General features: G+C 67.7%; 28 protein-coding genes. 21 read left to right on the top strand and 7 right to left on the bottom strand.

From position 1 onward, the window contains the following. The first annotated feature begins 1 nt into the window (after window position 1). The 19 genes from mltG to MF270_RS28485 all read left to right on the top strand — a co-directional run bounded on the left by mltG (window position 2) and on the right by MF270_RS28485 (window position 16,215). A complete protein-coding gene (gene mltG / locus MF270_RS02910) occupies window positions 2-1,159 on the top strand; it encodes an endolytic transglycosylase MltG (RefSeq protein ID WP_238364366.1) in 1,158 nt (385 codons plus the stop codon). A gap of 291 nt (window positions 1,160-1,450) precedes the next feature. Beyond that, the gene (locus MF270_RS02905; RefSeq protein WP_238364365.1) at window positions 1,451-1,780 is read left to right on the top strand and encodes a hypothetical protein; all 330 of its coding nucleotides are present in this window, start codon (window positions 1,451-1,453) and stop codon (window positions 1,778-1,780) included. Continuing rightward, entirely contained in the window at window positions 1,704-3,074 is a 1,371-nt protein-coding gene (locus MF270_RS02900; RefSeq protein WP_238364364.1) for a DNA-packaging protein, read from the top strand. Before MF270_RS02905 ends, MF270_RS02900 begins: the two co-directional genes overlap by 77 nt. Window positions 3,075-3,602: 528 nt before the next feature. After that, on the top strand, window positions 3,603-4,778 hold the full coding sequence (locus MF270_RS02895) for a phage portal protein (protein ID WP_238364363.1): 1,176 nt from the start codon (window positions 3,603-3,605) through the stop codon (window positions 4,776-4,778). Then, window positions 4,771-5,001 carry a GTA head formation protein, RCAP_rcc01685 family gene (locus MF270_RS02890; protein ID WP_238364362.1) on the top strand — a complete coding sequence of 77 codons (231 nt, stop codon included), beginning with the start codon at window positions 4,771-4,773 and terminating at the stop codon, window positions 4,999-5,001. Before MF270_RS02895 ends, MF270_RS02890 begins: the two co-directional genes overlap by 8 nt. A gap of 15 nt (window positions 5,002-5,016) precedes the next feature. Further along, window positions 5,017-5,586 (top strand): HK97 family phage prohead protease, encoded by a 570-nt coding sequence (locus tag MF270_RS02885; protein ID WP_238364361.1) that lies wholly within the window; start codon window positions 5,017-5,019, stop codon window positions 5,584-5,586. A gap of 37 nt (window positions 5,587-5,623) precedes the next feature. After that, window positions 5,624-6,805 (top strand): phage major capsid protein, encoded by a 1,182-nt coding sequence (locus MF270_RS02880; RefSeq protein ID WP_238364815.1) that lies wholly within the window; start codon window positions 5,624-5,626, stop codon window positions 6,803-6,805. A 157-nt stretch (window positions 6,806-6,962) separates the two neighbouring features. Then, complete coding sequence (locus MF270_RS02875; RefSeq protein WP_238364360.1) at window positions 6,963-7,559, top strand: head-tail connector protein; 597 nt, start codon at window positions 6,963-6,965, stop codon at window positions 7,557-7,559. Continuing rightward, on the top strand, window positions 7,556-7,894 hold the full coding sequence (locus MF270_RS02870; RefSeq protein WP_238364359.1) for a head-tail adaptor protein: 339 nt from the start codon (window positions 7,556-7,558) through the stop codon (window positions 7,892-7,894). Before MF270_RS02875 ends, MF270_RS02870 begins: the two co-directional genes overlap by 4 nt. Beyond that, a complete protein-coding gene (locus MF270_RS02865) occupies window positions 7,891-8,301 on the top strand; it encodes a DUF3168 domain-containing protein (protein WP_238364358.1) in 411 nt (136 codons plus the stop codon). Before MF270_RS02870 ends, MF270_RS02865 begins: the two co-directional genes overlap by 4 nt. A 38-nt stretch (window positions 8,302-8,339) precedes the next feature. After that, window positions 8,340-8,753 carry a phage major tail protein, TP901-1 family gene (locus MF270_RS02860; protein WP_238364357.1) on the top strand — a complete coding sequence of 138 codons (414 nt, stop codon included), beginning with the start codon at window positions 8,340-8,342 and terminating at the stop codon, window positions 8,751-8,753. A gap of 4 nt (window positions 8,754-8,757) precedes the next feature. Next, window positions 8,758-9,081, top strand: a complete 324-nt coding sequence (locus MF270_RS02855; RefSeq protein ID WP_238364356.1) for a gene transfer agent family protein — start codon at window positions 8,758-8,760, stop codon at window positions 9,079-9,081. Beyond that, window positions 9,078-9,287 (top strand): rcc01693 family protein, encoded by a 210-nt coding sequence (locus tag MF270_RS02850; RefSeq protein ID WP_238364355.1) that lies wholly within the window; start codon window positions 9,078-9,080, stop codon window positions 9,285-9,287. Before MF270_RS02855 ends, MF270_RS02850 begins: the two co-directional genes overlap by 4 nt. Then, complete coding sequence (locus MF270_RS02845; RefSeq protein WP_238364354.1) at window positions 9,277-9,939, top strand: phage tail tape measure protein; 663 nt, start codon at window positions 9,277-9,279, stop codon at window positions 9,937-9,939. Before MF270_RS02850 ends, MF270_RS02845 begins: the two co-directional genes overlap by 11 nt. Before the next feature lie 12 nt (window positions 9,940-9,951). Further along, window positions 9,952-10,587 (top strand): DUF2460 domain-containing protein, encoded by a 636-nt coding sequence (locus MF270_RS02840; RefSeq protein WP_238364353.1) that lies wholly within the window; start codon window positions 9,952-9,954, stop codon window positions 10,585-10,587. Beyond that, window positions 10,587-11,471 (top strand): DUF2163 domain-containing protein, encoded by an 885-nt coding sequence (locus MF270_RS02835; protein ID WP_238364352.1) that lies wholly within the window; start codon window positions 10,587-10,589, stop codon window positions 11,469-11,471. Before MF270_RS02840 ends, MF270_RS02835 begins: the two co-directional genes overlap by 1 nt. Then, window positions 11,468-11,905: an NlpC/P60 family protein gene (locus MF270_RS02830; protein ID WP_238364351.1), complete on the top strand. Its 438-nt coding sequence runs from the start codon at window positions 11,468-11,470 to the stop codon at window positions 11,903-11,905. The genes MF270_RS02835 and MF270_RS02830 overlap by 4 nt, the downstream gene beginning before the upstream one ends. Before the next feature lie 3 nt (window positions 11,906-11,908). Next, the gene (locus MF270_RS02825) at window positions 11,909-15,838 is read left to right on the top strand and encodes a baseplate multidomain protein megatron (protein ID WP_238364350.1); all 3,930 of its coding nucleotides are present in this window, start codon (window positions 11,909-11,911) and stop codon (window positions 15,836-15,838) included. After that, entirely contained in the window at window positions 15,838-16,215 is a 378-nt protein-coding gene (locus MF270_RS28485) for a DUF7742 family protein (RefSeq protein WP_472850380.1), read from the top strand. Before MF270_RS02825 ends, MF270_RS28485 begins: the two co-directional genes overlap by 1 nt. Here MF270_RS28485 and MF270_RS02820 read toward each other — a convergent pair. After that, window positions 16,125-16,463 (bottom strand): TraR/DksA family transcriptional regulator, encoded by a 339-nt coding sequence (locus MF270_RS02820; RefSeq protein WP_238364349.1) that lies wholly within the window; start codon window positions 16,461-16,463, stop codon window positions 16,125-16,127. The genes MF270_RS28485 and MF270_RS02820 overlap by 91 nt on opposite strands. Before the next feature lie 86 nt (window positions 16,464-16,549). On the opposite strand from MF270_RS02820, the gene cysE reads away from it, so the two are divergent. After that, window positions 16,550-17,371 carry a serine O-acetyltransferase gene (gene cysE, locus MF270_RS02815; protein WP_238364348.1) on the top strand — a complete coding sequence of 274 codons (822 nt, stop codon included), beginning with the start codon at window positions 16,550-16,552 and terminating at the stop codon, window positions 17,369-17,371. A gap of 298 nt (window positions 17,372-17,669) precedes the next feature. Here cysE and MF270_RS02810 read toward each other — a convergent pair whose 3' ends face one another. Genes MF270_RS02810 through pdhA form a run of 4 tightly spaced genes read right to left on the bottom strand, consistent with a single transcriptional unit; the run spans window position 17,670 to window position 21,754 of the window. Further along, on the bottom strand, window positions 17,670-19,007 hold the full coding sequence (locus tag MF270_RS02810; protein ID WP_238364347.1) for a pyruvate dehydrogenase complex dihydrolipoamide acetyltransferase: 1,338 nt from the start codon (window positions 19,005-19,007) through the stop codon (window positions 17,670-17,672). Window positions 19,008-19,019: 12 nt separating this feature from the next. Then, window positions 19,020-19,370: a hypothetical protein gene (locus MF270_RS02805; protein WP_238364346.1), complete on the bottom strand. Its 351-nt coding sequence runs from the start codon at window positions 19,368-19,370 to the stop codon at window positions 19,020-19,022. Then, entirely contained in the window at window positions 19,367-20,731 is a 1,365-nt protein-coding gene (locus MF270_RS02800) for a pyruvate dehydrogenase complex E1 component subunit beta (protein ID WP_238364345.1), read from the bottom strand. The genes MF270_RS02805 and MF270_RS02800 overlap by 4 nt, the downstream gene beginning before the upstream one ends. Before the next feature lie 3 nt (window positions 20,732-20,734). Continuing rightward, on the bottom strand, window positions 20,735-21,754 hold the full coding sequence (gene pdhA, locus MF270_RS02795) for a pyruvate dehydrogenase (acetyl-transferring) E1 component subunit alpha (RefSeq protein ID WP_238364344.1): 1,020 nt from the start codon (window positions 21,752-21,754) through the stop codon (window positions 20,735-20,737). A gap of 193 nt (window positions 21,755-21,947) precedes the next feature. Here pdhA and MF270_RS02790 point away from each other — a divergent pair, with 193 nt between their 5' ends. Next, on the top strand, window positions 21,948-23,732 hold the full coding sequence (locus tag MF270_RS02790; RefSeq protein ID WP_238364343.1) for a PHA/PHB synthase family protein: 1,785 nt from the start codon (window positions 21,948-21,950) through the stop codon (window positions 23,730-23,732). A gap of 7 nt (window positions 23,733-23,739) precedes the next feature. Here the strand turns inward: MF270_RS02790 and MF270_RS02785 are convergent, their stop codons facing one another. Both MF270_RS02785 and MF270_RS02780 read right to left on the bottom strand, forming a co-directional pair. Further along, window positions 23,740-24,012: a response regulator gene (locus MF270_RS02785; protein WP_238364342.1), complete on the bottom strand. Its 273-nt coding sequence runs from the start codon at window positions 24,010-24,012 to the stop codon at window positions 23,740-23,742. Between the two features lie 131 nt (window positions 24,013-24,143). Continuing rightward, window positions 24,144-24,707, bottom strand: a complete 564-nt coding sequence (locus MF270_RS02780) for a sensor histidine kinase (RefSeq protein WP_238364341.1) — start codon at window positions 24,705-24,707, stop codon at window positions 24,144-24,146. Between the last annotated feature and the right edge of the window lie 230 nt (window positions 24,708-24,937).

The raw sequence follows: 24,937 nt of genomic DNA, 5'->3' as shown, positions 1-24,937 counted from the left end.
CATGTGGAAATCCATCGCGTCCAACGCGGTGACCTTCCTCATCGTCGCGATCTTTTTGGTCGCGGGCGTGGTGATGTGGGGCAAGACCGAATACACCGCCGAGGGCCCTTTGACCGAGGCGATGTGCCTGCGGGTCGAGCGCGGGTCGAACATGAGCCGGGTCAGTGACACGTTGCAGTCCGACGGGGCCATCACCTCGGCCCGGCTGTTCCGGATCGGCGCGGATTACACCGAGAAGACATCGCAGCTGAAGGCCGGCGCCTTCCTCGTGCCCGAGGGCGCGTCGATGGAGCAAATCGTCGACATCGTGACCCGGGGCGGCGCCAGCACCTGCGGCACCGAAGTGGTCTACCGCATCGGCATCGCCCGCGCCGAGGTGCAGGTGCGCGAGCTGGACCCGGCCACGCAACGCTTTGTCGAGCGGGCGGAATTCGAGCCGGGCGTTGACGAGGTGCCGGCGGCCTACGAGGCCGTGCGCGCCCAGCCCGACACCCGCTATCGCATCGCCATGGCCGAGGGCGTGACCTCGTGGCAGGTGGTCGAGGGGCTGAAGGCGGCGGATGTGCTTGAGGGCGAAGTCGAGGGCCTGCCGGTCGAAGGTTCGCTGGCGCCCGACAGCTACGAGATCCGCGTGGGCGAAAGTCGTGCCGCGGTTATCGAGCGGATGCAGGCGGCGCAATCGGCGATCCTGGCCGAGGCCTGGGAGAACCGCGCGCCGGGCATCCCGCTGGAGAGCCCCGAAGAGGCGCTGATCATGGCCTCGATCATCGAGAAGGAGACCGGCGGGCCGGAAGAACGGCGCATGGTCGCCAGCGTCTTCGAGAACCGGCTGGAGCAGGGGATGCGGCTGCAGACGGACCCGACGGTGATCTACGGGATCACCCAAGGAGTGGGCCTGCTGGGTCGCGGCATCCGCCAAAGCGAGCTGCGCGCCGAGACGCCGTGGAACACCTACGTGATCTTTGGCCTGCCGCCGACGCCCATCGCCAACCCGGGCCGGGCGAGCATCGAGGCGGCGGTGAACCCGGCGCAGACCGATTACCTGTTCTTTGTCGCCAAGACGCTGGACCCGGCGGACGGGCACAATTTTGCCGCGACGCTGGACGAGCACAATCGCAACGTCGCCGCCTACCGCGCGCTGGAGGCTGCGCGCGAATAGGGCGCAACGGGCGGGGCGCGGCGCGTGCTTGTGCCTAACAAAAAGTGAATCACTTCATTTCGAACCCGGTCCCACATGTTGGGGCCGGGTTTTGCGTGTCCAGGGCCGGTTTCCATCAAGATTAAGAGAAGGTTACCGCATCTGCGCGGCGTCGGTACAGGTCGGTAATCGCGACATGCGATCTTGATCCCGGGCTAGGACGCGGATCTGGCTGGCCGATTTGGGGAAAGCGGGCAGGACACACGGGGCTGCGGCTCGTGCGGAGACCAACGCACGATCAGGGGCAGGTAAATGACGAATACTGTCGCGTCGCCAGACGCGGAAGACCTGCGCGCACAGGCAAACGAGCTTCGGCTGCAACTGCGCGAGACACGGGGAGAGTGGCAAGAGTACCGCGACAGGCTGCACGCCGGGGAGGTCGCGGGCGTATCCGAGGTGAAGGCCTCGCTGCGGCAGGTCAGCGAGCTCATCCGGTTGGTTTTGATCCTGGAGAACAGAATTGACGAGCAACGCAAAGCTGACGCTGGTGTCGCGCGGGGGGGATATGCCCTCGACCTCGACGCCGCACGCACTGAAATCCGGTGCCGCCTGGATCGCCTCCGCCGATGCGGCGACCCGTGAGGCGTTCCTGGACGATCTGGGAGACGAAGAGCTGGCGGCGCTGCCCTATCTTTTCGACTTCTGGGCGCTGAACCACCAGTTGCCGCCCGAGGGCGACTGGCGGTCCTGGGTGATCCTGGGCGGGCGTGGCGCGGGCAAGACCCGCGCCGGGGCCGAATGGGTGCGCTGGATGGTCGAGGGGTCGCGGCCTCTCGACCCCGGCCGGGCGCGGCGCATGGCGCTGGTGGGCGAGACCTACGACCAGGTGCGCGACGTGATGATATTCGGCGACAGCGGGATCTTGGCCTGTTCGCCCCCCGACCGGCGGCCCGAGTGGGAGGCGACCAAGCGGCGGCTGGTCTGGCCGAACGGGGCGACGGCGCAGGCGTTCAGCGCGGCCGATCCCGAGGGGCTGCGGGGGCCGCAGTTCGATGCCGCCTGGGTGGACGAGCTGGCCAAGTGGAAGAAGGGGCAGGAGACTTGGGACATGCTGCAATTCGCGCTGCGTCTCGGCGAGCATCCCCGGCAATGCGTAACCACGACCCCGCGCAATGTCGGCGTGCTGAAGGCGCTCTTGAAGGCCGAGAGCACCGTGGTGACCCATGCTGCGACCGAGGCCAACCGCGCCAACCTGGCCGAGAGCTTCCTGGCCGAGGTGCGCGCCCGCTACGCCGATACGCGGCTGGGACGGCAGGAGCTGGACGGCGTGCTGCTGGAGGATGCCGAAGGGGCGCTCTGGTCGCTGGAGGGGCTCGAGGCGGCGCGGGTCGAGGAGTTGCCGGAGTTCGACCGGGTGGTGGTCGCCGTGGACCCGGCGGCGCGTGGGACGGCCGTGTCGGACGAATGCGGCATCGTCGCCGTGGGGGTGGTGATGAAGGGGCCGGTGCAGGACTGGCGCGCCTACGTGCTGGAAGACGCCAGCATCGGCGCGGCCTCGCCCGCGACCTGGGCGTCGCGCGCGATCCGGGTGATGGAGCATTGGGGCGCGGAGAAGCTGGTGGCCGAGGCCAACCAGGGCGGCGACATGGTCGAGGCGGTGATCCGCCAGGTCGACCCGCTGTGCCCGGTGAAACTGGTCCATGCCTCGCGCGGGAAATCGGCCCGGGCCGAGCCGGTGGCGGCGCTGTATGAGCAAGGGCGCGTGCTGCATTGCCGGGGGTTGCAGCGGCTCGAGGAGCAGATGTGCCGCATGACCATGCGCGGCTACGAGGGCAAGGGCAGCCCCGACCGCGTGGACGCGCTGGTCTGGGCGCTGCACGAGGTGATGATCGAACCGGCGGCGAAGTGGCGTCGCCCGTCGATCCGGGCGCTGTGACGTGCCGATCGATCCGGGCGCGCGGGCGTCCGGGTACGGGGAGGGGTGGAGCGGGTCGCTTTCGGGCGGCCCGCTTTTTCGTCTGACGCCGGGCCTGTGGCCAGCGTCGGAGCGAGGGGCCAGCCCCTCGCGCACCCCGGAGTTTAGGGGCAAAATGAAGGGGATCAGGTGGCGCCCGGCCTGTCCTGTTTCGCTACGTAGACCCGCCGAGGACCTTTGCGGAGGCCGGCGTTGGTGTTCGTGTCCGGGGCCCAGCTTTCACTTTTCCCCAAATACTCCCGCCGGAGGCGTTCTGTGGTTGTTGGCGGAATGAGGGGCCAGCCCCTCACGCTCCCCGGAGTTTGCGGGAAAGATGAAGAGGGATCTTTTTCCTGTTGAAAATGCTTGCGAAAGTTCGGGTGTTGCGCGGTTTTTGGCGGGGTGCGCGCGGGGGGCTTACGGGGCTTTGAAGGATTTGCGGCAAAGTGTGCTCAACCGAACGAGAGGGGCGCCGAAGCGCGGCCCGGCAAGGATCGAGGAGCCAAGCGCATGTTTGATTTTCTGCGGCGGAAGACCGAGGCAGCCCCGGAGCACAAGGCGAGCGCGACCGGCGGGCTGATGGCGCTTGCCGGGTCCGGCCGGGTGGCCTGGAGCCCGCGGGACACGGTGTCGCTGACCAAGACCGGCTTCGCCGGCAACCCGGTCGGCTTTCGCGCCGTCAAGCTGATCGCCGAGGCCGCCGCCGCTGTGCCGCTGGTGCTGCAGGATGCACAGCAGCGCTATGACAGCCATCCGATGCTGAGCCTGGTGCGGCGTCCGAACCCGGCTCAGGGGCGGGCCGAGCTCTTCGAGGCGCTTTATGGCCAGCTGCTGCTGTCGGGGGACGCCTACCTTGAAGCGGTGGGCGATCCGGGCGTGCCGCTTGAGCTGCATGTGCTGCGGTCGGACCGGATGAGCCTGGTGCCCGGCGCCGATGGCTGGCCGGTGGCCTATGAATACCGGGTCGGCGGGCGCAAGCACCGCTTTGATCTTGGCGCCGGGGTCAGCCCGATCTGCCACGTCAAGGCGTTCCATCCGCAGGACGACCACTACGGGCTGAGCCCGATGCAGGCCGCGGCCCAGGCGTTGGATGTGCACAACAGCGCGTCGCGCTGGTCCAAGGCGCTGCTGGACAATGCGGCGCGGCCCTCGGGCGCGCTGGTCTGGCGCGGGGTGGACGGGCAGAGCGCCATGTCCGCCGACCAGTACCAACGCCTGCAGGACGAGATGGAGAGCTATCACCAGGGCGCGCGCAATGCCGGGCGGCCGATGCTGTTGGAAGGCGGGCTCGACTGGAAACCGATGGGGTTCAGCCCCAGCGACATGGAGTTCCAGAAGACCAAGGAGGCCGCCGCCCGCGAGATCGCCGTGGCCTTTGGCGTGCCGCCGATGATTCTGGGGATTCCCGGCGACGCGACCTATGCCAATTATGCCGAGGCGCACCGGGCCTTCTATCGCCTGACCGTGCTGCCGCTGGTGTCCAAGGTCACCGCGACGGTGAGCGACTGGCTGAGCGATCATGCCGGCGAGGCGATCGAGCTGAAGGCCGACCTCGACCAGGTGCCGGCGCTGGCGGCCGAGCGCGAGAGCCAGTGGAAGCGGATCAGCGAGGCGAGTTTCCTGACCGAGGCCGAGAAGCGCGCGCTGCTGGGGCTGCCGGCGCTGGAGGTCGGCGGCAATGGCTGAGCCCAAGGCAGGCTATCCGCAATTCGACTGCGGGCCGGGGCTGAAGCTGGCCGCGCATGAGCAACTGGTGCGGGTGCAGCTCGAGGCGCTGAACGATCGGCTGCACCGCATCGAGGCGATGATGGAGCGGCTCGAGAAACGGCTGTGGCTGACCGTCTACGGGGTGGTCGCGGCGATCCTGGCGCAGGGGTTCCAGGAACTGCTGCAGATCACCGGCCAGTAAACGGGGAACTGAAACATGGGGAATTTTCAGATGGATACCGGGCTCGAGCACAAGTTCTGCCGCCTCGATGGCGAGGGGCTGACCGTCACCGATGGCACCCTGATCGAAGGCTATGCCAGCTTTTTCGGCGAGGTCGACCAGGGCGGGGATGTCGTCCAGAAGGGCGCCTACCTGAGCTCGCTCGCGGGCCTCAAGGCAGCCGGGCGCCGGGTCAAGATGCTGTGGCAGCACGACCCGGCCCAGCCGATCGGCATCTGGGACGAGGTGCGCGAGGACGCGCGCGGCCTGTTCGTCAAGGGCCGCATCCTCGACAGCATCGAAAAGGGCCGCGAGGCCGCCGCGCTGATCGCGGCCGGCGCCATCGAGGGGCTTTCCATCGGCTACCGCACGCGGCGGGCCGTGAAGAACGACAAGGGCCAGCGGCTCTTGACCGAACTGGAGCTTTGGGAGGTGTCGCTTGTCACCTTCCCGATGCTGCCCAGTGCGCGGGTGGCGGCCAAGGGGGATGAGCCCCTGACCGATGCGCCCCTGCGCGAATTGGCGGCGGCCCTGAGGGACGCGCGTCTGACCCTGGCGCGCGACTGACGGCGCGCGGACCCACACTCAGCAGAGGCAACCGATGATGGTGAAAACCGAGGTTAAGGCCGCGGACGGGGGCGATCTGTCTCCGATCCAGGAAGTGAAGAGCGCCGTAGCGGACTTCACGCGGGATCTCAAGGAGTTCCGGGCCGACATTCATACAAGGCTTCAACAACAGGAAGAGCGACTGACCATGCTTGATCGTAAATCTTTCGCGCCGGCGCGTCCCGCGCTGGCCCGCAGCGTCGACGAAGGCGCCCCCCACCAGAAGGCGTTCGACGCCTATGTCCGTTCGGGCGATGACGACGCGCTGCGCGGCATCGAGCTGGAGGGCAAGGCGATGCACCAGATCACCGGCGCCGATGGCGGCTACCTGGTCGATCCGCAGACCTCGGAGACGGTGTCGTCGGTCCTGAAATCGACCGTGTCGATCCGCCAGGTCGCGAACGTCGTTCACATCGAAAGCTCGTCCTACGACGCGCTGGTCGATACCTCGGATGTCGGCGCAGGCTGGGCCGACGAGACCTCGCCCACGGCCGAGACCGGCACGCCGGTCTTCGAGCGGATCAACATCCCGCTGCACGAGCTGTCGGCCATGCCGAAAGCCTCGCAGCGCCTGCTGGATGACGCGGCCTTCGACGTGGAATCCTGGCTGGCCGAGCGCATCGCGGACAAGTTCGCCCGTGCCGAGAACGCCGCCTTTCTGGTCGGCGATGGCTTCGGCAAGCCGGTCGGCCTGCTGAACAACGCGACGGTCGACAATGACAGCTGGGCCTGGGGCACGCTGGGCACCGTCCCGACGGGCGTCGATGGCGGCCTGGGCAGTGGCGACGCGGTCATCGACCTGGTCTATTCGCTGGGCGCCCGCTACCGCGCCAACGCGACCTTCGTGATGAACTCGAAGACCGCGGGCGAGGTGCGCAAGCTCAAGGACCAGGACGGCCGGTTTCTGTGGACCGACGGCATCGGCGCGGGCGAGCCGGCGCACCTGCTGGGCTACCCGGTGCTGGTCGCAGAGGACATGCCCGACGTGGCCATCGGATCGCTGTCGATCGCGTTCGGCGATTTCGGCACCGGGTTCACCATCGTCGAGCGTCCCGAGTTGCGCGTGCTGCGCGACCCGTTCTCGGCCAAGCCGAACGTGCTGTTCTACGCCTCCAAGCGCGTGGGCGCGGGCGTGACCGACTATGCCGCGATCAAGCTGCTGAAGTTCTCGGCCAGCTAAGGCCTGACCGGACCGGGGGCGGGCAACCGCCCCCGGGAGGGCGCGCGCCGGGTGCTTGCGTTGTCTAGCTGCTTCCCTCCGTCCGAGCGACGCGAGCGGTGCGCGCCCGACCTTTGAGACCCCGGCGGGGGACCGGATTTATCGGAGACGAGAGACCATGATGCTGATCGAGGAAACGACCATAGGCCAGGCCGCGTTGCCGGTCGACGCCTTCAAGGCGCATCTGCGGCTGGGCACCGGGTTCGCCGAGGGCAACGTGCAGGACGCGGTGCTCGAGGGCTTCCTGCGGGCGGCCGTCGCCGCGATCGAGGCGCGGACGGGCAAGATCCTGATCGAGCGGGCGTTTTCCTGGACGCTGACGCAATGGCGCGACGGGTCCTGCCAGGTGCTGCCCGTGGCGCCCGTGACCGCTGTGACCGGCGTCACGCTGATCGACGGGACCGGGGCGGAGACCCTTTGGGCGCCCGGGAACTACCGGCTGGAGCGCGATGCGCAGCGGCCGAAGCTGGTGCCGGTGGTGGGCGCGCTGCCCTACATCCCGACCGGCGGCTCCGTCGAGATTGCTTTTGACGCGGGTTATGCCGCCACGGTCGAGGCGCTGCCCTCCGACCTTGTGCAGGCGGTGATGCTGCTGGCCGCGCATTACTACGAATACCGCGACGAGACGAGCCTGAGCGCCGGCTGCATGCCCTTTGGCGTCACCAGCCTGATCGAGCGCTACCGGGTGATGCGTCTTTTCGGGGGGCTGGCATGATGGCCCCGCGTCTCAACCGCCAGCTGGCGTTGGAGGAGCGCGGCTTTGTCGCCGACGGGGCGGGCGGGTTCACCGAGAGCTGGACCGTGCTGGGGCTGCTCTGGGCCGAGGTCAATCCGCGCACGGGCCGCGATGCGGCGGGCGAGGGGGCCAAGGTGTCGACCACCTCCTACCGGATCGTGGTGCGCGGCGCGCCCGTGGGCCACACGACCCGGCCGCTGCCCGGCCAGCGCCTGCGCGAGGGCCCGCGGGTCTACCGTATCGACGCGGTGACCGAGGCGGACCCGACGGCCCGCTACCTGGTCTGTTTCGCCGAAGAGGAGCTGGCGGCATGAGCTACGGAGTCAGCGCGGCCCTGCAGGCGGCCATCTACGACACGCTGGTGGGCGACGCGGCGCTGTCGGCCATCGTCGGCAGCGACATCTACGACGCGGTGCCGCCGGGCACCTTGCCGTCGATCTACGTCACCTTGGGCGACGAGATCGCGCGCGACCGGTCCGACAAGACCGGAGACGGGGCCGAGCATACCTTTGTCGTGTCGGTCGTCACGGAACTGGACGGCTTTTCCCGCGCCAAGCAGGCGGCCGCCGCGATCAGCGACGCGCTGCATGGGCAGGCCCCGGTGCTGAGCCGGGGGCGGGTCGTGTCGATGAATTTCCTGCGCGCGGCGGCAAGCCGCGAGCAGACCGGCGGGGTGCGCCGCATCGACCTGCGCTTTCGCGCCCGTGTCGAAGACGACTGAACAGCATTCAAACGCAACCACGGAATGGAGTGAGAGCCATGGCGGCCCAGAACGGCAAGGATCTTTTGATCAAGGTGGACCTGACCGGCGACGGTCAGTTCGAGACGATCGCGGGGCTGCGCGCCACGCGGGTGAGCTTCAACGCGGAGAGCGTGGACGTGACCTCTCTGGAAAGCGCGGGCGGCTGGCGAGAGCTGTTGTCCGGCGCGGGCGTGAAAAGCGCGTCGATCTCGGGCTCGGGCGTCTTCAAGGACGAAGGCACGGATGAACGCGCGCGGCAGATCTTTTTCGACGGAGAGACGCCGGAGTTCCAGGTCATCATTCCCGATTTCGGCACGGTCGAGGGCGCGTTCCAGGTCACCAGCCTGGAATATGCCGGCAGCCATGACGGCGAGGCGTCCTACGAGCTGGCGCTGGCCTCGGCCGGGCAGCTGACCTTCGTGGCGCTGTAAGCCGATGTCCAATCCGTGGAGGGGCGAGGTGCGGCTGGTGATCGACGGGACGGCGCACGAGATGCGCCTGACCCTCGGCGCGCTGGCCGAGCTGGAAGCCGGATTGGGGGAAGACAGCCTGGTCGGCCTGATCCGGCGCTTCGAAGAGGGGCAGTATGCCGCGCGCGATGTGCTGGCACTGATCGTGGCCGGCTTGCGCGGCGGCGGCTGGAAAGGCGAGGCGCGCGACCTGCTGACGGCGACCGTCGAAGGCGGGCCGCTGGCGGCAAGCAAGGCCGCGGCGGAACTGCTGGCGCGTGCCTTCATGACGCCGGGGGAGAGCGCATGAGCGAAGGGTTCGACTGGCCCGCCCTGATGCGGGCCGCGATGCACGGGCTGGGGCTGCGGCCGGTCGAGTTCTGGGCGTTGACCCCGGCGGAGTTGAAGATGTTGCTGGGCACCGACACGCGCGGTCGCCCGCTGGACCGGGGGCGGCTGGACGAGCTGATGGCCGCCTTCCCGGACACGAACGGAGGTATGACCGATGGCGATTGAGACGGAAATTGAGAACCTCGATCAGCAGGTCGAGGCGCTGGAGCTGTCGCTGGGCCAGGCGGCCGGGATGGCGGCGGGCTTCGATGCCGAGCTGAAGCGCATCCATGCGACCTTCGACGAGACGCACAGGGGGGCCGCGCGGCTGGAACGCACGCTGTCCTCGGGCGTGAAGCGGGCGATCGACGACGTGATCCTCGATGGCGCCACGCTGGGCGACGCGCTGCGCGGCATCGGCCAGACCATGGTCAACGCGGCCTACAACGCCGCAGTTCGCCCCGTGGCCGACCATCTGGGCGGCATGCTGGCGCAGGGCGTCGGCGCGATCTTTGGCCCCATGCAGCCCTTTGCCAAGGGCGGCGCCTTTACCAGCGGCCGTGTGGTGCCGTTCGCCACCGGCGGCGTGGTGAGCGGGCCGACCACCTTCGGCATGCGAGGCGGCGCCACCGGCCTGATGGGCGAGGCCGGCCCCGAGGCGATCATGCCGCTCACCCGCGGCGCAGACGGCCGGCTGGGCGTGCGCGCCCAGGGCGGCGGCGCGGTGCATGTGGTGATGAACATCCAGACCCCCGACGTCGAGGGGTTCCGTCGCAGCCAGAGCCAGATCGCCGCCCAGATGGGCCGCGCCCTTGGCCGTGGCCAGCGCAACCGCTGATCGGAGAATGCCATGAACTTTCACGAGATCAGATTTCCGGCCAACCTGAGCTTTGGCTCGGTCGGTGGGCCCGAACGGCTGACCACCGTGGTCACGCTGGCCAACGGGTTCGAGGAACGCAACACCCCCTGGGCGCATTCCCGCCGCCGCTACGACGCGGGGGTCGGGCTGCGTTCGCTCGACGATATTGACGACCTGATCGCGTTCTTCGAGGCGCGGCGGGGGCAGCTTTATGGGTTTCGCTGGAAGGATTGGTCTGATTACCGGTCCTGCAAGCCGAGTGTGAGCCAGGTGCGTTACGACGACCAGGTGATCGCCCTGGGCGATGGGGTGACGCGCGAGTTCCAGCTGACCCGGACCTATGTGTCGGGCACGCACAGCTACGCACGGCCCATCAAGAAGCCGGTCGCCGGCACGGTGCGCGTCGGCATCGGCGGGGACGAGATGCAGGAGGCACTGCATTACACCGTCGACACCGCGACCGGGATCGTGACCTTCGACATCGCGCCCGAGGTGGGGGTCGAGGTAACGGCCGGGTTCGAGTTCGACGTGCCTGTGCGGTTCGATACGGATGTCATCCAGACTTCGGTCGCGTCGTTCCAGGCGGGCGAAGTGCCCAACGTGCCTGTCGTGGAGGTGCGGATCTGATGCCGATTTCGCTGGAGTTCCAGGAACATCTGGACAGCGGCGTGACGACCTTGGCCCATGCCTGGTCGATCACCCGCGCCGATGGTACGCGCTATGGTTTTACCGACCATGACCGGGCGCTCGAATTCGAGGGGCTGGTCTTTCGCCCCGACACCGGGCTGTCGGCGTTGGCCTTGCAGCAATCCACCGGCCTGTCGGTGGACAACACCGAGGCGATGGGCGCGCTGACCGATGCCGCCCTGACCGAGGCCGATATCGAGGCGGGTCGTTATGATGGCGCCGAGGTGGTGGCCTGGCGGGTCAACTGGGCCGACGTGTCGCAGCGCACGGCGCTGTTTCGCGGCACGATCGGCGAGATCCGCCGTGGCGACGGCGCGTTTCATGCCGAGATCCGGGGGCTCTCGGCCCTGCTGAACCGCCCGCTGGGCCGGGTCTACCAGAAGCCCTGCACGGCCGTGCTGGGGGATGCCGCTTGCGGGGTCGACCTGGATGCGCCGGGCTATGTCACGGATGTCTTCCCGCTGGCCATCGACGGGCGGCGGACCTTCTACTTTGCGCCGCTGGGCGGGTTCGACGCGGAATGGTTCAAGCGCGGCTCGCTCGAGGTGCTGCTGGGCGCGGCCAAGGGGCTGACCGGTGCGATCAAGCGCGACGAGACGCTGGACGGCCAGCGGGTGATCGAGCTGTGGGAGCCGCTGCGCGCCGAGATCATCGCGGGCGACCAGGTGCGGCTGCGGGCGGGTTGCGACAAGCGGTTCGACACCTGCCGGCTGAAGTTCGCCAACGTGCTGAACTTCCAGGGCTTCCCGGACATCCCCGAGGACGACTGGGTGATGCTGCACCCCAGCCGCGCCGCTGACCTCTCAGGCGGGAGCCGACGATGACCGGCCCGCGCGCCGACGTGGTCGCCGCCGCGCGGGGCTGGCTGGGCACGCCCTATGTGCACCAGGCAAGCACGCGCGGCGGGGGGGCAGATTGCCTTGGCCTCCTGCGCGGGATCTGGCGCGAGGTGATCGGCCCCGAGCCGGTCGCCGTGCCCGCCTATTCGCGCGACTGGTCCGAACCGCAGGGCGACGAGCGACTGTGGCGGGCGGCCCTTGCGCATCTCATGCCCGTGTCCAAGCCGCAGCCCGGCGACGTGCTGCTGTTCCGCATGCGGCGCGGGGCGGTGGCGAAACATGTCGGGATCGCGGCCGAGACGGGTGCTGTGCCGACGTTCATTCATTCCTACACCGGCCACGGGGTCGTCGAGAGCGCGCTGACCGCGCCCTGGGCGCGCCGCATCGTGGCGCGATTCCGTTTTCCCGAAAGGAACTGAGACATGGCGACGATCATTCTTTCCGCGGCCGGTGCGGCGATCGGGTCGTCCTTTGGCGGCACGCTGCTGGGGCTGTCGGCCACGGCGGTGGGCCGGTTTGTCGGCGCCTCGCTGGGGCGGGTGATCGACCAGCGGCTGATGGGGCAGGGCAGCGAGGTGGTCGAGACCGGCCGCGTGGACCGCTTGCGGCTGACCTCGGTCGGAGAGGGCGAGGCGATCGCGCAGGCCCATGGCCGGGTGCGCATCGGCGGCCAGGTGATCTGGTCGAGCGCGTTCCGCGAGAAGGTCTCGACCAAGAAATCGGGCGGCTCGGGCAAGGGCACGAGCCAGCCGAAGGTCACGACCAAGACCTATACTTACTCGGTCAGCCTCGCCGTCGCGCTCTGCGAGGGCGAGATCACGCATATCAGCCGGATCTGGGCGGATGGCGAGGAGCTGGCGCCCGAGGATCTGAACATGCGCGTCTATCCGGGCGATCAGGCGCAGATGCCCGACCCAAAGATCGAGGCGGTCGAGGGCGCGGGCATGGTGCCGGCCTATCGCGGCACGGCCTATGTTGTCTTCGAGGACCTGCAACTGGAGCGGTTCGGCAACCGGGTGCCGCAGTTCAGTTTCGAGGTGACGCGCCCGGTCCCGGCCGAACAGGCAGGCGCGGCGGACGAGGTGGCCCATGGCGTGCAGGGCGTCGCGCTGATGCCGGGCACGGGGGAATATTCGCTGGCCACGTCCAAGGTCTTTTACGACTTCGGCCAGGGCAAGAAATCGGCCGCCAACGTGAACCAGCCACAGGGGGTGACGGATTTCACCGCCTCGATGGCGCAGTTGCAAGGCGAGCTGCCCAATTGCGGCGCTGCCAGCCTGATCGTCAGCTGGTTCGGCAGCGACCTGCGTTGCGGGCTCTGCGAGATGCGGCCCAAGGTCGAGCAGGCCGAGTTCGACGGGGCGGGGATGCCCTGGACCGTCTCGGGGCTGACCCGCGCGCAGGCGCAGGAGGTGGTGGAAGTTGACGGGCGCGCGGCCTATGGCGGCACGCCAGCGGACGCGGCTGTGGTCGAGGCGATCCGCGACATGGCGGACCGGGGCATCGCGGTGATGTTCTACCCTTTCCTGCTGATGGAGCAGGTGCCAGAAAACGGCCTCACCGACCCCTGGAGCGGCGCGGACGACCAGCCCGTGCTGCCCTGGCGCGGGCGGATCACGCTGTCGGTGGCGCCGGGCCGGGATGGCTCGCCCGACGGGACGGCGGCGGCGGATGGCGAGGTCACTGCCTTCTTCGGCACCGCTTCGGCCAACGATTTCACCGTGGGCGACGGGGTGGTGACTTACTCCGGTCCGAACGAATGGTCTTACCGCCGGTTCATCCTGCACAATGCTGCGCTTTGCGCGGCCGCGGGGGGCGTCGACAGCTTTTGCATCGGGTCCGAGATGCGCAGCCTGACGCAGATCCGCGGGGCGGGCGATGTCTTCGTGGCCGTGCAGCACCTGAAGGCGCTGGCGGTCGAGGCGCGCGCCCTGCTGGGGCCCGAGGTCAAGATCGGCTATGCCGCTGATTGGTCGGAATATTTCGGCTACATCCCCGAGGGGACGGGGGACCGCTATTTCCACCTCGACCCGCTTTGGATGGATGACGAGATCGATTTCATCGGGATCGACAATTACATGCCGCTGTCTGACTGGCGCGATGGCGACGATCATCTCGATGCCGAGAACGGATGGCGGTCGATCTATGACCTCGACTACCTGCGTTCGAACATCGAGGGCGGCGAGGGATACGACTGGTACTACGCCCATGACCAGGCCTCGGATGCGCAGATCCGCACGCCGATCTCGGACGGCGCCCATGACGAGCCGTGGATCTGGCGCTACAAGGACATCCGCGCCTGGTGGTCGAACCTGCATTTCGAGCGGGTGGATGGCGTGCGCGCCGACCTGCCGACGGCCTGGGAACCGCAGAAGAAACCGATCTGGTTCACCGAGATCGGCTGCGCGGCCATCGACAAGGGCACCAACCAGCCGAACAAGTTCCTCGACCCCAAGTCGAGCGAGAGCAAGCTGCCGAAGTATTCCAACGGCCGGCGGGACGAGCTGATGCAGGCGCAATACCTGCGCGCCATGTTCAGCTACTGGACCGATCCCGCGAACAACCCCCAGAGCGAGGAATATGCCGGGCAGATGCTCGACATGTCGCGCTGTTTCGTCTGGGCCTGGGATGCGCGGCCTTACCCGTGGTTCCCGGGCAACCGGGACCTCTGGGACGATGGCGACAACTACTCGCGCGGGCATTGGCTGAACGGGCGCACCTCGGGCCGGCCGCTGGATTCACTGGTGGCCGAGATCTGCGACCGCGCGGGTTTGGCGTCCTATGACACCTCACGGCTCTTTGGCTACGTGCGGGGCTACACCTTCGACCAGGTGGGCGAGGCGCGGGCGGCGCTGCAACCGCTGATGCTGCGTTACGGTTTCGACGCGGTGGAGCGGGACGGCACGCTCGCCTTCCTGACCCGCGACGGGCTGTTCCCCACCGTGATCGACGAAACCGAAGTGGCGCGCAGCAAGGAGCTGGATGGCACGGTCGAGCGCTCGCGTGGCGCGGCGCTCGAGCTGTCGGGCCGGGTGCGTCTGCGCTTTGTCCAGGCCGATGGCGATTACGACGTGGTCGCCGAAGAGGCCGTGCTGCCCCAAGTCGAAACCCATGCCGTCAGCCAGTCCGAAGTGCCGCTGGTCATGACCCGCGCGGAGGGGCGTGAGACGGTCGAACGCTGGCTGGCCGAGGCGCGGCTGGCACGCGACAGCGCGCGGATCGCCCTGCCGCCATCCATGCTGCGCGTGGGGCCGGGGGACGTGCTGCAACTGGGCGCAGAAAGCGATCTCTACCGCGTCGACAGCGTGGAACAGGGGCCAAGCCAGATCGTCGAGGCGGTGCGGATCGAGCCATCGATCTACCAGGCCTCGACCTACCCGGACGACGGCGTGTCGCTGACCGCCTTTGCCGCGCCGGTGCCGGTGGTGCCCTTCTTCCTCGACCTGCCGCTGCTGACGGGCGAAGAGGTGCCCCATGCGCCCCACCTGGCCGTGACGGCGGACCCCTGGCCGGGCAGCGTGGCGCTATTCGACAGCGTGATCGATTCGGATTACGCGCTGAACGCGATCCTCGGGGCGCAGGCCCGGATCGGGGTGACCGAGACGCCGCTGGCCTTTGCCTCGCACGGGCTGGTAGATCGCGGCACGGCGCTGCAGGTCAAGATGCTGTCGGGCGAGGTTGAGAGCATCACCGATGCGCAGCTGCTGGCGGGGGGCAACCTGCTGGCGATCGGCGATGGCTCGGCCGAGGGGTGGGAGCTGATCCAGTTCCGTGACGCCGCGCTGATCGCGGAGGACACCTGGCTGCTGTCGCACCGGCTGCGCGGCCAGCTTGGCACGGACGCCTTCATGCCCGAGGTCTGGCCAGCCGGGTCCTGGGTCATCGCGCTGGACGGGATCCCCGAGCAGATCGACCTCGGGCTCGCGACACGGGACCTGGCGCGGCATTTCCGTCTTGGGCCCGCCAGCCGGTCGGTGGACGATCCGACTTATGTGCACCTGGTGCAGGCCTTCAAGGGCAACGGGTTGCGGCCCTACCGACCCTCGCACCTGCGGCTTGTCCAGGACGCGGCCGGCACGGTGCAGATGAGCTGGGTGCGCCGGACCCGCATCGGCGGCGACAGCTGGGAGTCGCCTGAGGTGCCGCTGAACGAGGAGGCCGAGCGTTACATGATCCGGGTACTCATCGGCGGCCAGGTGTTCCGCGAGCATACGCAATCGGGCACGAGCTGGAGCTACAGCCAGGCCGACGCCGCGAATGACGGTGCCTTCGGCAACGTGGAGTTCCAGGTGGCGCAGGTCTCGGCGATCTACGGGCCGGGGCCTTTCGCCTCGGGTTTCCTGTCGATCTGATGCGCCGGGTGCTGCATGGCGACGTGACAAGCCTGGCGCGGGTCCTTCGGCGATCCGCGCCAGAGAGACGGGCCGCGCTATGTGCCCAGGTGATCCGCGAGGCGGACTGGGCCGACCGCTACGTGCGGCGGCTGGGGCGGGTGCATCCGCTCTGGGGGGACGGCACGCTGATGAGTGCCGCGCGCAAGCGGGTGCTGGCGGATGAGCCGGAGTTGTCGGACGCCGACTATTGCAGCTGCCTCGAGCTGGTCTTTGAGACACTCGCGCGCTGGCGGTCCGAGGCGGCTCAGCCCCGGGCGCAGTCGACGCAGAGCTGCGCCGTGGGGTCGAGCCGCAGGCGACCCGGGGCGATGTCGTCGCCACAATCTTCGCAGTAGCCGAACGTTCCCGCGTCAAGCCGGTGCAGCGCTGCCGTCAGCCCCGTGCGCTGGGCGTCGCGCCGGGCCTGCGTTGCGCGCGCCATGCTCTGCGACAGCAACGCATCCTGCCGCGACAGGCGCCCGACGGCCTGCTGGTCCAGCTCGACCGTGGCCTGCCCGGCCTGTCCCAGCGCGTCCTCGGCATCCAGATCGGCCAGCCGCGCCGCGATCAGCGCGCGGAATTCTTCTGCTCCGGCTGTATTCATTTTTCCTGATCCCCCCTATCACACCTTTGCGTTTCCCCGTAACACACCTATCTGATATGGTCGGGACGGGCAAAAGGAGGTCACCGATGGCCGAAAGACGCGCAAAGATTGCAGAGCTGGACCCGGTCTGGTCCCGCATCCTGACCGAGGCCGAGGGCGCGGTCATCGAAGAGCCGCTGCTGGGCGGCATGATGCACCAGTCGATCCTTCACCACCGGACGATCGAACGGGCGCTGAGCTATCGCATCGCGCTCAAGCTCGCCTCGGGCGAGATGTCCGAACAGCTGATCCGCGAAATCTGCGACGAAGCCTATGCCACGGATCCTGCCCTGTCGATGGCGGCGCGCGCCGACATCGTGGCGGTGCATGACCGCGACCCGGCCTGCCACCGGTTCCTGCAGCCTTTGCTCTATTTCAAGGGCTTCCAGGCGATCCAGGCCTATCGCGTGGGGCATTGGCTCTGGCTGCAGGGGCGCCGGGACATGGCCTATTTCTTCCAGATGCGCGTCTCCGAGGTCTTCGGCGTCGACATCCATCCGGCGGCCCGGATCGGGCAGGGAATCATGATCGACCACGCCCACTCCATCGTCATCGGCGAAACCGCCGTGGTCGGGGACAACGTGTCGATCCTGCACTCGGTGACCCTGGGCGGCACCGGCAAGGAAGAGCAGGACCGCCACCCCAAGATCGGTGACGGCGTTCTGATCGGCGCAGGCGCCAAGGTGCTGGGCAATATCCGCATCGGCGACCGCTCGCGCATCGCGGCGGGCTCCGTGGTGCTCGAGGACGTGCCCTGCTGCAAGACCGTCGCGGGCGTTCCGGCCAAGATCGTGGGCGAGGCGGGCTGCGACCAGCCCTCGCGCGACATGAACCAGCGCCTCACCGGCTGCCGCGGCCACGAGGGGTGATCCTGGGCGCTGCGTTCTACGCGGCGCTCTGATCCTGCTTCATCTTTCCATAAATATCCCGGGGAGCGCGAGGGGCACAGCCCCTCGCCTTAGTGCATGCCGCGCCCTCGGCGCGAGGGGCAGATCCCCTCGCCTCATTTTATGCCGCGCCCTCCACGCGAGGGGCAGGCCCCTCTCATCGGTCGTGATCGTCACGCGCAACCGTCCGGCCAGGCGTCTGATCCGCCCTTCATCTTGCCGATAAACTCCGGGGGAGTCCGCGCCGTGGCGCGGACGGGGGCTGGCCCCCTGCTTGCTCTCAGGCCAGCATGACCATCGGGTTCTCGAGGTTCTCGACGATGGCCTTCAGCAGCTCGGCCCCGAGCGCGCCGTCGATGACCCGGTGATCGACGCTGAGCGTCACGGACATGACCGTCGCCACCTCGATCTCGCCCGCATCGTTCACCACCGGTTTCTTCACGCCCGCACCGACGGCAAGGATCGCCCCGTGCGGCGGGTTGATGACGGCGTCAAAATTGTCGATCCCGTACATCCCGAGGTTCGAGATGGCGAAGCTGCCGCCCTGGTATTCATGCGGGGCGAGCTTGCGGTCGCGGGCGCGGTGGGCAAGGTCGCGCATCTCGGAGGACAGGGCCGAGAGCGACTTGTGATGCGCGTCGCGCAGCACGGGGGTAAAGAGCCCGCCTTCGATCGCCACGGCAACCGCGACGTCCGAGGGGGTCAGACGGATGATCCGGTCGCCGGCCCAGACGGCATTGGCATCCGGCACCTGTTGCAGGGCGTTGGCGCAGGCCTTGATGATGAAATCGTTGACCGACAGCTTCACCCCGCGCCCGGTCAGTTGGTGGTTCAGCTCGGCCCGGAAGGTCATCAGCGCGTCGAGCTTGATGTCGCGGCGCAGGTAGAAATGCGGGATGGTCTGTTTCGCTTCGGTCAGGCGCGCGGCGATGGTCTTGCGCATACCGTCGAGCGGGACGTCCGTGGTTTCACGATCCGCGTACATCTTGGCAATGGCATCGGCGGAGGGGCCGGTGGGGGCAGGGGCTGCGGCGGTGGCGGGTTTGGCCGCTGGGGCAGCAGCCGGTGCGGCGGCTTGCGGCTGGGCGTTTTCGACATCCGCTTTGACGATGCGGCCCTTGGGGCCGGAGCCGGTGATTTGGCTGAGGTCCAGTCCCTTGTCGGCCGCGATGCGGCGCGCCAGCGGAGAGGCGAAGATGCGGCTGCCATCCGATGCGGCGGGCGCAGACGGAGCCGGGGCCGCCTGAGCGGTTGCGCCGGCTGACGCCGTCGCCTGCGGCGTTGCGCCGGCTGACGCCGTCGCCGGGAGGGCCTCGGCCGCTGGCGCGGCCTCGGCCTTTGGCGTTGCGCTGCTGCCGATGTCATCGACGCTTTCGCCATCGTCCAGCAGGACCGCGATAGGGGTGTTGACCTTGACCGCCGCCGTGCCCGCAGGGACGAGGATCTTGCCGACAATGCCTTCGTCCACCGCCTCGAATTCCATCGTGGCCTTGTCGGTCTCGATCTCGGCCAGCAGGTCGCCCGAGGAGACGCTGTCGCCTTCCTTCACGAGCCACTTGGCGAGGGTGCCTTCCTCCATCGTGGGGGAAAGGGCGGGCATGAGGATTTCGGTGGGCATCGCTTCGCTTCCTTAGACCGGATTCGCTCGGGCGGCGTGTGAAATGAAATGAGGCAAAGAGGCCATTCCCAAGTCGCTTAGCTGGTACGCACGCAACGGGGCATCGGGTGGCAGATCAGGCATCAGTTCGCGGATGTTGCGTTCCTCCATCCAGCCGATCCGTTGGAACATGTGCCACAATTTATGGTTAGCCGACCTGGTTGACGTCGTCAGGATCGGGCGTCCTTGTTCTTCTTGCAGTGCTGCGTGCAACACGGACTTGTCACCAGCCGACAGCGACCGGAAATGCTTGACCATGAAGGGGCCGAACCCCTTGTCATCGTCGCCGGGAATGTCGTCGAAAATCGCCGAACTGTCCGTCACCGATACGTCACCTTCTTGACCGCCGCGATCACCTCGTCGGTGGTCACCAGCGCCAGTTTCTCGAGGTTGGCGGCATAGGGCATGGGCACATCCTTGCCCGTGCAATTGATCACCGGCGCGTCGAGATAGTCGAAGGCGTTCTCCATGATATAGGCCGACAGGTGATTGCCGATCGAGGCGACGGGGAAGCCTTCCTCGACCGTCACGCAGCGGTTGGTCTTCTGTACGCTGGCGATCACCGTGTCGTAGTCGAGCGGACGGAGCGTGCGCAGGTCGATCACCTCGGCCTCGATGCCCTCGGCGGCGAGCTTTTCCGCCGCTTCCAGCGCGTAGGTCATGCCGATGCCCCAGCTGACGAGGGTCACGTCGGACCCTTCGCGCCAGACCCGGGCCTTGCCGAAGGGCACGGTGAAATCCTTGAGGACCGGCACGTCGAAGCTCTTGCCGTAGAGGATCTCGTTCTCGAGGAAGATCACCGGGTTCGGGTCACGGATCGCCGATTTCAGCAGGCCCTTGGCGTCCGAGGCGGAATAGGGCTGCACCACCTTGAGCCCCGGGATATGGGCATACCAGGCCGCGTAGTCCTGGCTATGCTGGGCGCCGACGCGGGCCGCCGCGCCGTTGGGGCCGCGGAAGACCATGGGCGCGCCCATCTGGCCGCCGGACATGTACAGCGTCTTGGCGGCCGAGTTGATGATCTGGTCGATGGCCTGCATGGCGAAGTTGAAGGTCATGAACTCGACGATGGGCCTGAGCCCGCCGAAAGCCGCACCGACGCCGATGCCGGCAAAGCCGTGTTCGGTGATCGGCGTGTCGATCACGCGCTTGGGGCCGAATTCATCCAGCAGGCCTTGGGTGATCTTGTAGGCGCCCTGGTATTCGCCGACCTCTTCGCCCATGACAAAGACCCGCTCGTCGCTGCGCATTTCCTCGGCCATGGCGTCGCGCAGGGCCTCGCGTACGGTCTGGGTCCGCAGCTCGGTGCCCTCGGGCCAGTCGGGCGTGCGCGCCACCTTAGGCGCGGCGGGGGCGGCGGCGACAGGCGCGGCGGCGCTTTCCGCCGGCGCCTGTTCCGGCGGGGCGGGGTTGGCGGTCTCGGCCTCGGCCGGGACATCCTCGCCGTCCTCGACCAGCACCGCGATGGGGGTGTTGACCGTGACGCCGGCGGTGCCCTCGGCCACGAGGATCTTGCCGATCACGCCCTCGTCCACGGCCTCGAACTCCATCGTGGCCTTGTCGGTCTCGATCTCGGCGATGATGTCACCGCTCGAGACCGTGTCGCCCTCCTTGACCAGCCACTTGGCAAGCGTGCCTTCCTCCATGGTCGGGCTGAGCGCGGGCATCAGAATTTGCGTTGCCATGCGTCAGGCCTCCTGCGGTGCCGTGTCGGCGTAGATGTCGGTCCAGAGCTCGTCCAGCGCCGGCTCGGGGCTGTCCTTGGCGAACTCGGCGCTGTCGTTGACGATCTTCTTGATGTCCTTGTCGATGGCCTTGAGGTCGTCCTCGGTGGCGCGGCCGCCGGTCAGCAGCATCTGGCGCACCGCCTCGATCGGGTCCCGCTCTTCGCGCATCTTCTGCACCTCTTCGCGGGTGCGGTACTTGGCCGGGTCCGACATGGAATGGCCGCGGTAGCGATAGGTCTTGATCTCGAGGATATACGGCCCCTTGCCGGCGCGGCAATGGGCGACGGCCTTCTCGCCGGCCTCCTTGACCGCCAGCACGTCCATGCCGTCCACGATCTCTCCGGGGATGCCGAAGGGGGCGCCGCGGGTGTGGATATCCTCGGTCGAGGTCGACCGTTTCTGCGCCGTGCCCATGGCGTACTGGTTGTTCTCGATCACGAAGATCACCGGCAGCGACCAGAGAGCGGCCATGTTGAACGTCTCGTAGACCTGGCCCTGGTTCGCCGCGCCATCGCCGAAATAGGTAAAGGTGACGCGGCCGTTCCCGAGGTAGCGGTCGGCAAAGGCCAGCCCGGCGCCCAGCGGCACCTGCGCGCCGACGATGCCATGGCCGCCGTAGAAATGCTTCTCTTTCGAGAACATGTGCATCGAGCCGCCCTTGCCCTTTGAATAGCCGCCCTCGCGGCCCGTGAGCTCGGCCATGACGCCGTTCGGGTCCATGCCGCAGGCCAGCATGTGGCCGTGGTCGCGGTAGGAGGTGATGCGCTTGTCGCCCTCTTCGGCGGCCGCTTCCAGGCCGACGACGACCGCTTCCTGGCCGATGTAGAGGTGGCAGAATCCGCCGATCAGGCCCATGCCATAAAGCTGGCCGGCCTTTTCCTCGAACCGGCGGATCAGGAGCATGTCGCGGTAATACCCGGTCAGCTCTTCGGCCGACACGTTGGGTGTGGCGGTCTTTGCACTGGCGCGTCGCGCTGCCATTGGCTTCCCTCCCTCAGGCAATCGTTTAACGCTGAACGTTTTCAGATTCGAGTGTAGCGGGATTCGGGCGGAAGGGAAGCGGGTTGCGCGAAATTTAATTGCGCGGCCCGTGATGACATGGATCAAGGCCCGCGCCGCGATGCGGCCTAGACTGCCGCCGACAACACTTCCCCTGCGCCAGGACACCTCAGCCATGCCCCGCGATCTGCCGACCCCCGATCCTGCCCGCGTGGCCTCGCCCGCAGCAGAGGCGCCCCGCGCGCATCCTTATGACGACATCGACCGGATGGTCCGGTCAGTCGTCGCCCGCACCACCGGCGGCGTGTCGCCCTTTTCCATGCTCGAGGCCTGGAGCGACTGGGCGCTGCACCTGTCGCGTGCGCCGGGGCGTCAAATGGAGCTGGGCGAGCGCGCCCTGCGCAACGGCGCCAAGGTCTGGGAGCACCTGCTGCGGAGCCAATACGATGCCGCGCCCGAGCCGCCGTTCAAGCCGAAAAGCTATGACCATCGCTTCACCCACGACGGCTGGTCGCGAATGCCGTTCAGTGCCTGGCAGCAGGGGTTTCTAGCCACACAGGACTGGTGGGACCACGCGACCGACCCGATGCGCGGGCTCAGCCCGGACAATTCCGACCGGGTCAAGTTTCTCGTGCGGCAGGCGCTCGATGTCGTTTCGCCCTCGAACCTGCCGGTGATGAACCCCGAGATCATTGGCCAGACCATCGACTGCAAGGGGCGCAACCTGGTGGAGGGGGCGCGGCATTTCTCCGAAGACATGATGCGCACGCTGACCCAGGCGCATCCAGAGCCGCCCGAAGATTACCAACTGGGCGAACGCCTCGCCTGCACGCCGGGGCAGGTGGTCTTTCGCAATGACCTGTTCGAGCTGATCCAGTACACGCCCACGACCGAGACAGTGCAGTCCGAGCCGGTGCTGATCGTCCCGGCCTGGATCATGAAGTACTACATCCTCGACCTCTCGCCGCAGAACTCGATGATCCGCTACCTGGTGAGGCAGGGGTTCACCGTCTTCGCGATCTCGTGGTGCAACCCGACGGCCGAGCAGGCTGACCTCGAGCTTGAGGATTACCGCGCCCGCGGCGTCATGGCGGCGCTGGATGCGGTCAGCGCCATCGTGCCGGATCGCAAGATCCATGCCACCGGGTATTGCCTTGGCGGCACGATCCTGTCGATCGCCGCGGCGACCATGGCGCGGGACGGGGACGAAAGGCTCGCCTCGGTCACGCTGCTGGCGGCGCAGGTCGATTTCTCGCAGGCGGGCGAGCTGCTGCTGTTCCTCGACGAGAGCCAGGTGGCTTTTCTGGAGGACCTGATGTGGTCGCAAGGTTACCTCGACCGGCCGCAGATGAGCCGCACTTTCGCGACCATCCGCGCCGAGGACCTGATCTATGCCCGCGCCGTGCGACGCTATTTCCTGGGCAAGGAGGATCTCGCCTCGGACCTGACGGTCTGGAACAACGACACGACCCGGATGCCGGCGCGGATGCATTCGGAATACCTGCGCAGCCTGTTCCTCGAAAATCGCCTGACGGCGGGGCGCTTTGCCGTGGGCGACAGGGTCATCGCGCTCAAGGACATTGCGGTGCCGATGTTCGCGGTCGGCACGGAAAGCGACCACATCGCGCCCTGGAAATCGGTCTACAAGGCGCGGCTGTTCACCGATTGCGATTTCACCTTCGTGCTGACCAGTTCCGGTCACAACGGCGGCATCCTGAGCGAACCGGGCCATCCGCATCGGCACTACCGCATCGGGCACCGGGACGCGGGCGCGCGCTATGTCGATCCCGACACCTGGCTGGCCGGCCAGGCGCCGCAGGACGGGTCCTGGTGGCCGGCCTGGTCCGACTGGCTGGCGCGACAGTCGAGCGGCCGCGTCGCGCCGCCTGCCATGGGCGCGCCGGCCAAGGGGTACCCGGTACTGGCCAGGGCGCCGGGCAGCTACATCTTCCAGCGGTGAAGACCGGTCAGGCCCGCAGCAGCAGCGGCTCGCAGGCGCTCCAGCAATCCTGCAGCCAACGCATGATCGACGTATGACCGTCGCTCGAGGTGGGCTTGAGCAAGTCGCCGGTGGCGCGCGCCGCGTAGGCACGGGCGATGTCGACGCGGCTGTCCGACGACGACAGGACGAAGACCACGCGATCCTGCCAGGGCCATTCGGCCCGCAGCGCCTCGGGCAGCTCGACCCCGGTCATGCGCGGCATGGTGATGTCGGCGACCACCGGGAACGGCCAGTTCACCTTGTCCGACCTGCCCGTCCTGGGCCCTTTGCAGGATCGCGTCCGGCGCGGTCTTCTGCAACGTGCGCTCGAACATCATCACGTCGAACTTGTCGTCTTCGACCAACAGGATATTCAGGTTTCGGGGCATGTCAGGCGGCCTCGTCCAGGCGGGTGTCGTCATGTGCCGCGTCCCGGGTCCAGTCGAACCGGAAGCACGCCCCCTGGCCTTCGACCGACCCGACACGGACCCGGCCGACGTAATTCTCGACGATCTTGCGCACGTTCGACAGGCCGATCCCCGCGCTTTCCGGGTCATCAGGACGCCGCAAGGTCTTGAAGACGTCAAAGATCTTCTCATGGTATTCCGGCGCAATACTGAGCCCGTTGTCCGCCACCTCGATCGGCAGCCGGCCGCCGGTCTCGGCCAGACGGATCTCGACCCGCGTCTTGTCCCGGTCAGGATCGTGCTTGAAGGCATTGCCGACGAGGTTTTCGAGGATGCGGCGGAAGTTGTGCGGATCGCAGGCGACCTGGGCCGTCTCGGCGGTGCAGGTCACCTGGTCGGGGCGCAGGTGAATATCCGCGACACAATCGGCCATCATCTGCCCAAGCGGCACCGCCTGCGCGGGCGTGGTGTCGCGGGTGCCGGCGCGGAAGAATTCCATGTTTTCGGTGGTCAGGTCGTTCATGCGCATCACACTTTCGCGGATCATGCCGAACTGCTCCTGCACGTTGGGGATCTTGCCAAGCCCGCCCAGCTGGTCCTCCAGATTGTGTTGGGGAGAAAGCCGATGCCCCGCACCGGGGTCTTGCAGTCATGCGAGGCGACGTAGAGAAATTGCTCGATCTCGGCATTCGCCTTTTCCGTAACCGGCCGGTTGCTACCGCGGTGATTTGGCCTTGATGCGGGCGACGAGATCTGTGTCATCGACGAAGTCGTCGA

Source organism: Mesobacterium pallidum (assembly GCF_019966535.1).
Taxonomy (GTDB): Bacteria; Pseudomonadota; Alphaproteobacteria; order Rhodobacterales; family Rhodobacteraceae; genus Mesobacterium; species Mesobacterium pallidum.
Note: the sequence above shows the minus strand (reverse complement) of the source record. Positions and strands in the feature narration are given on the sequence as shown.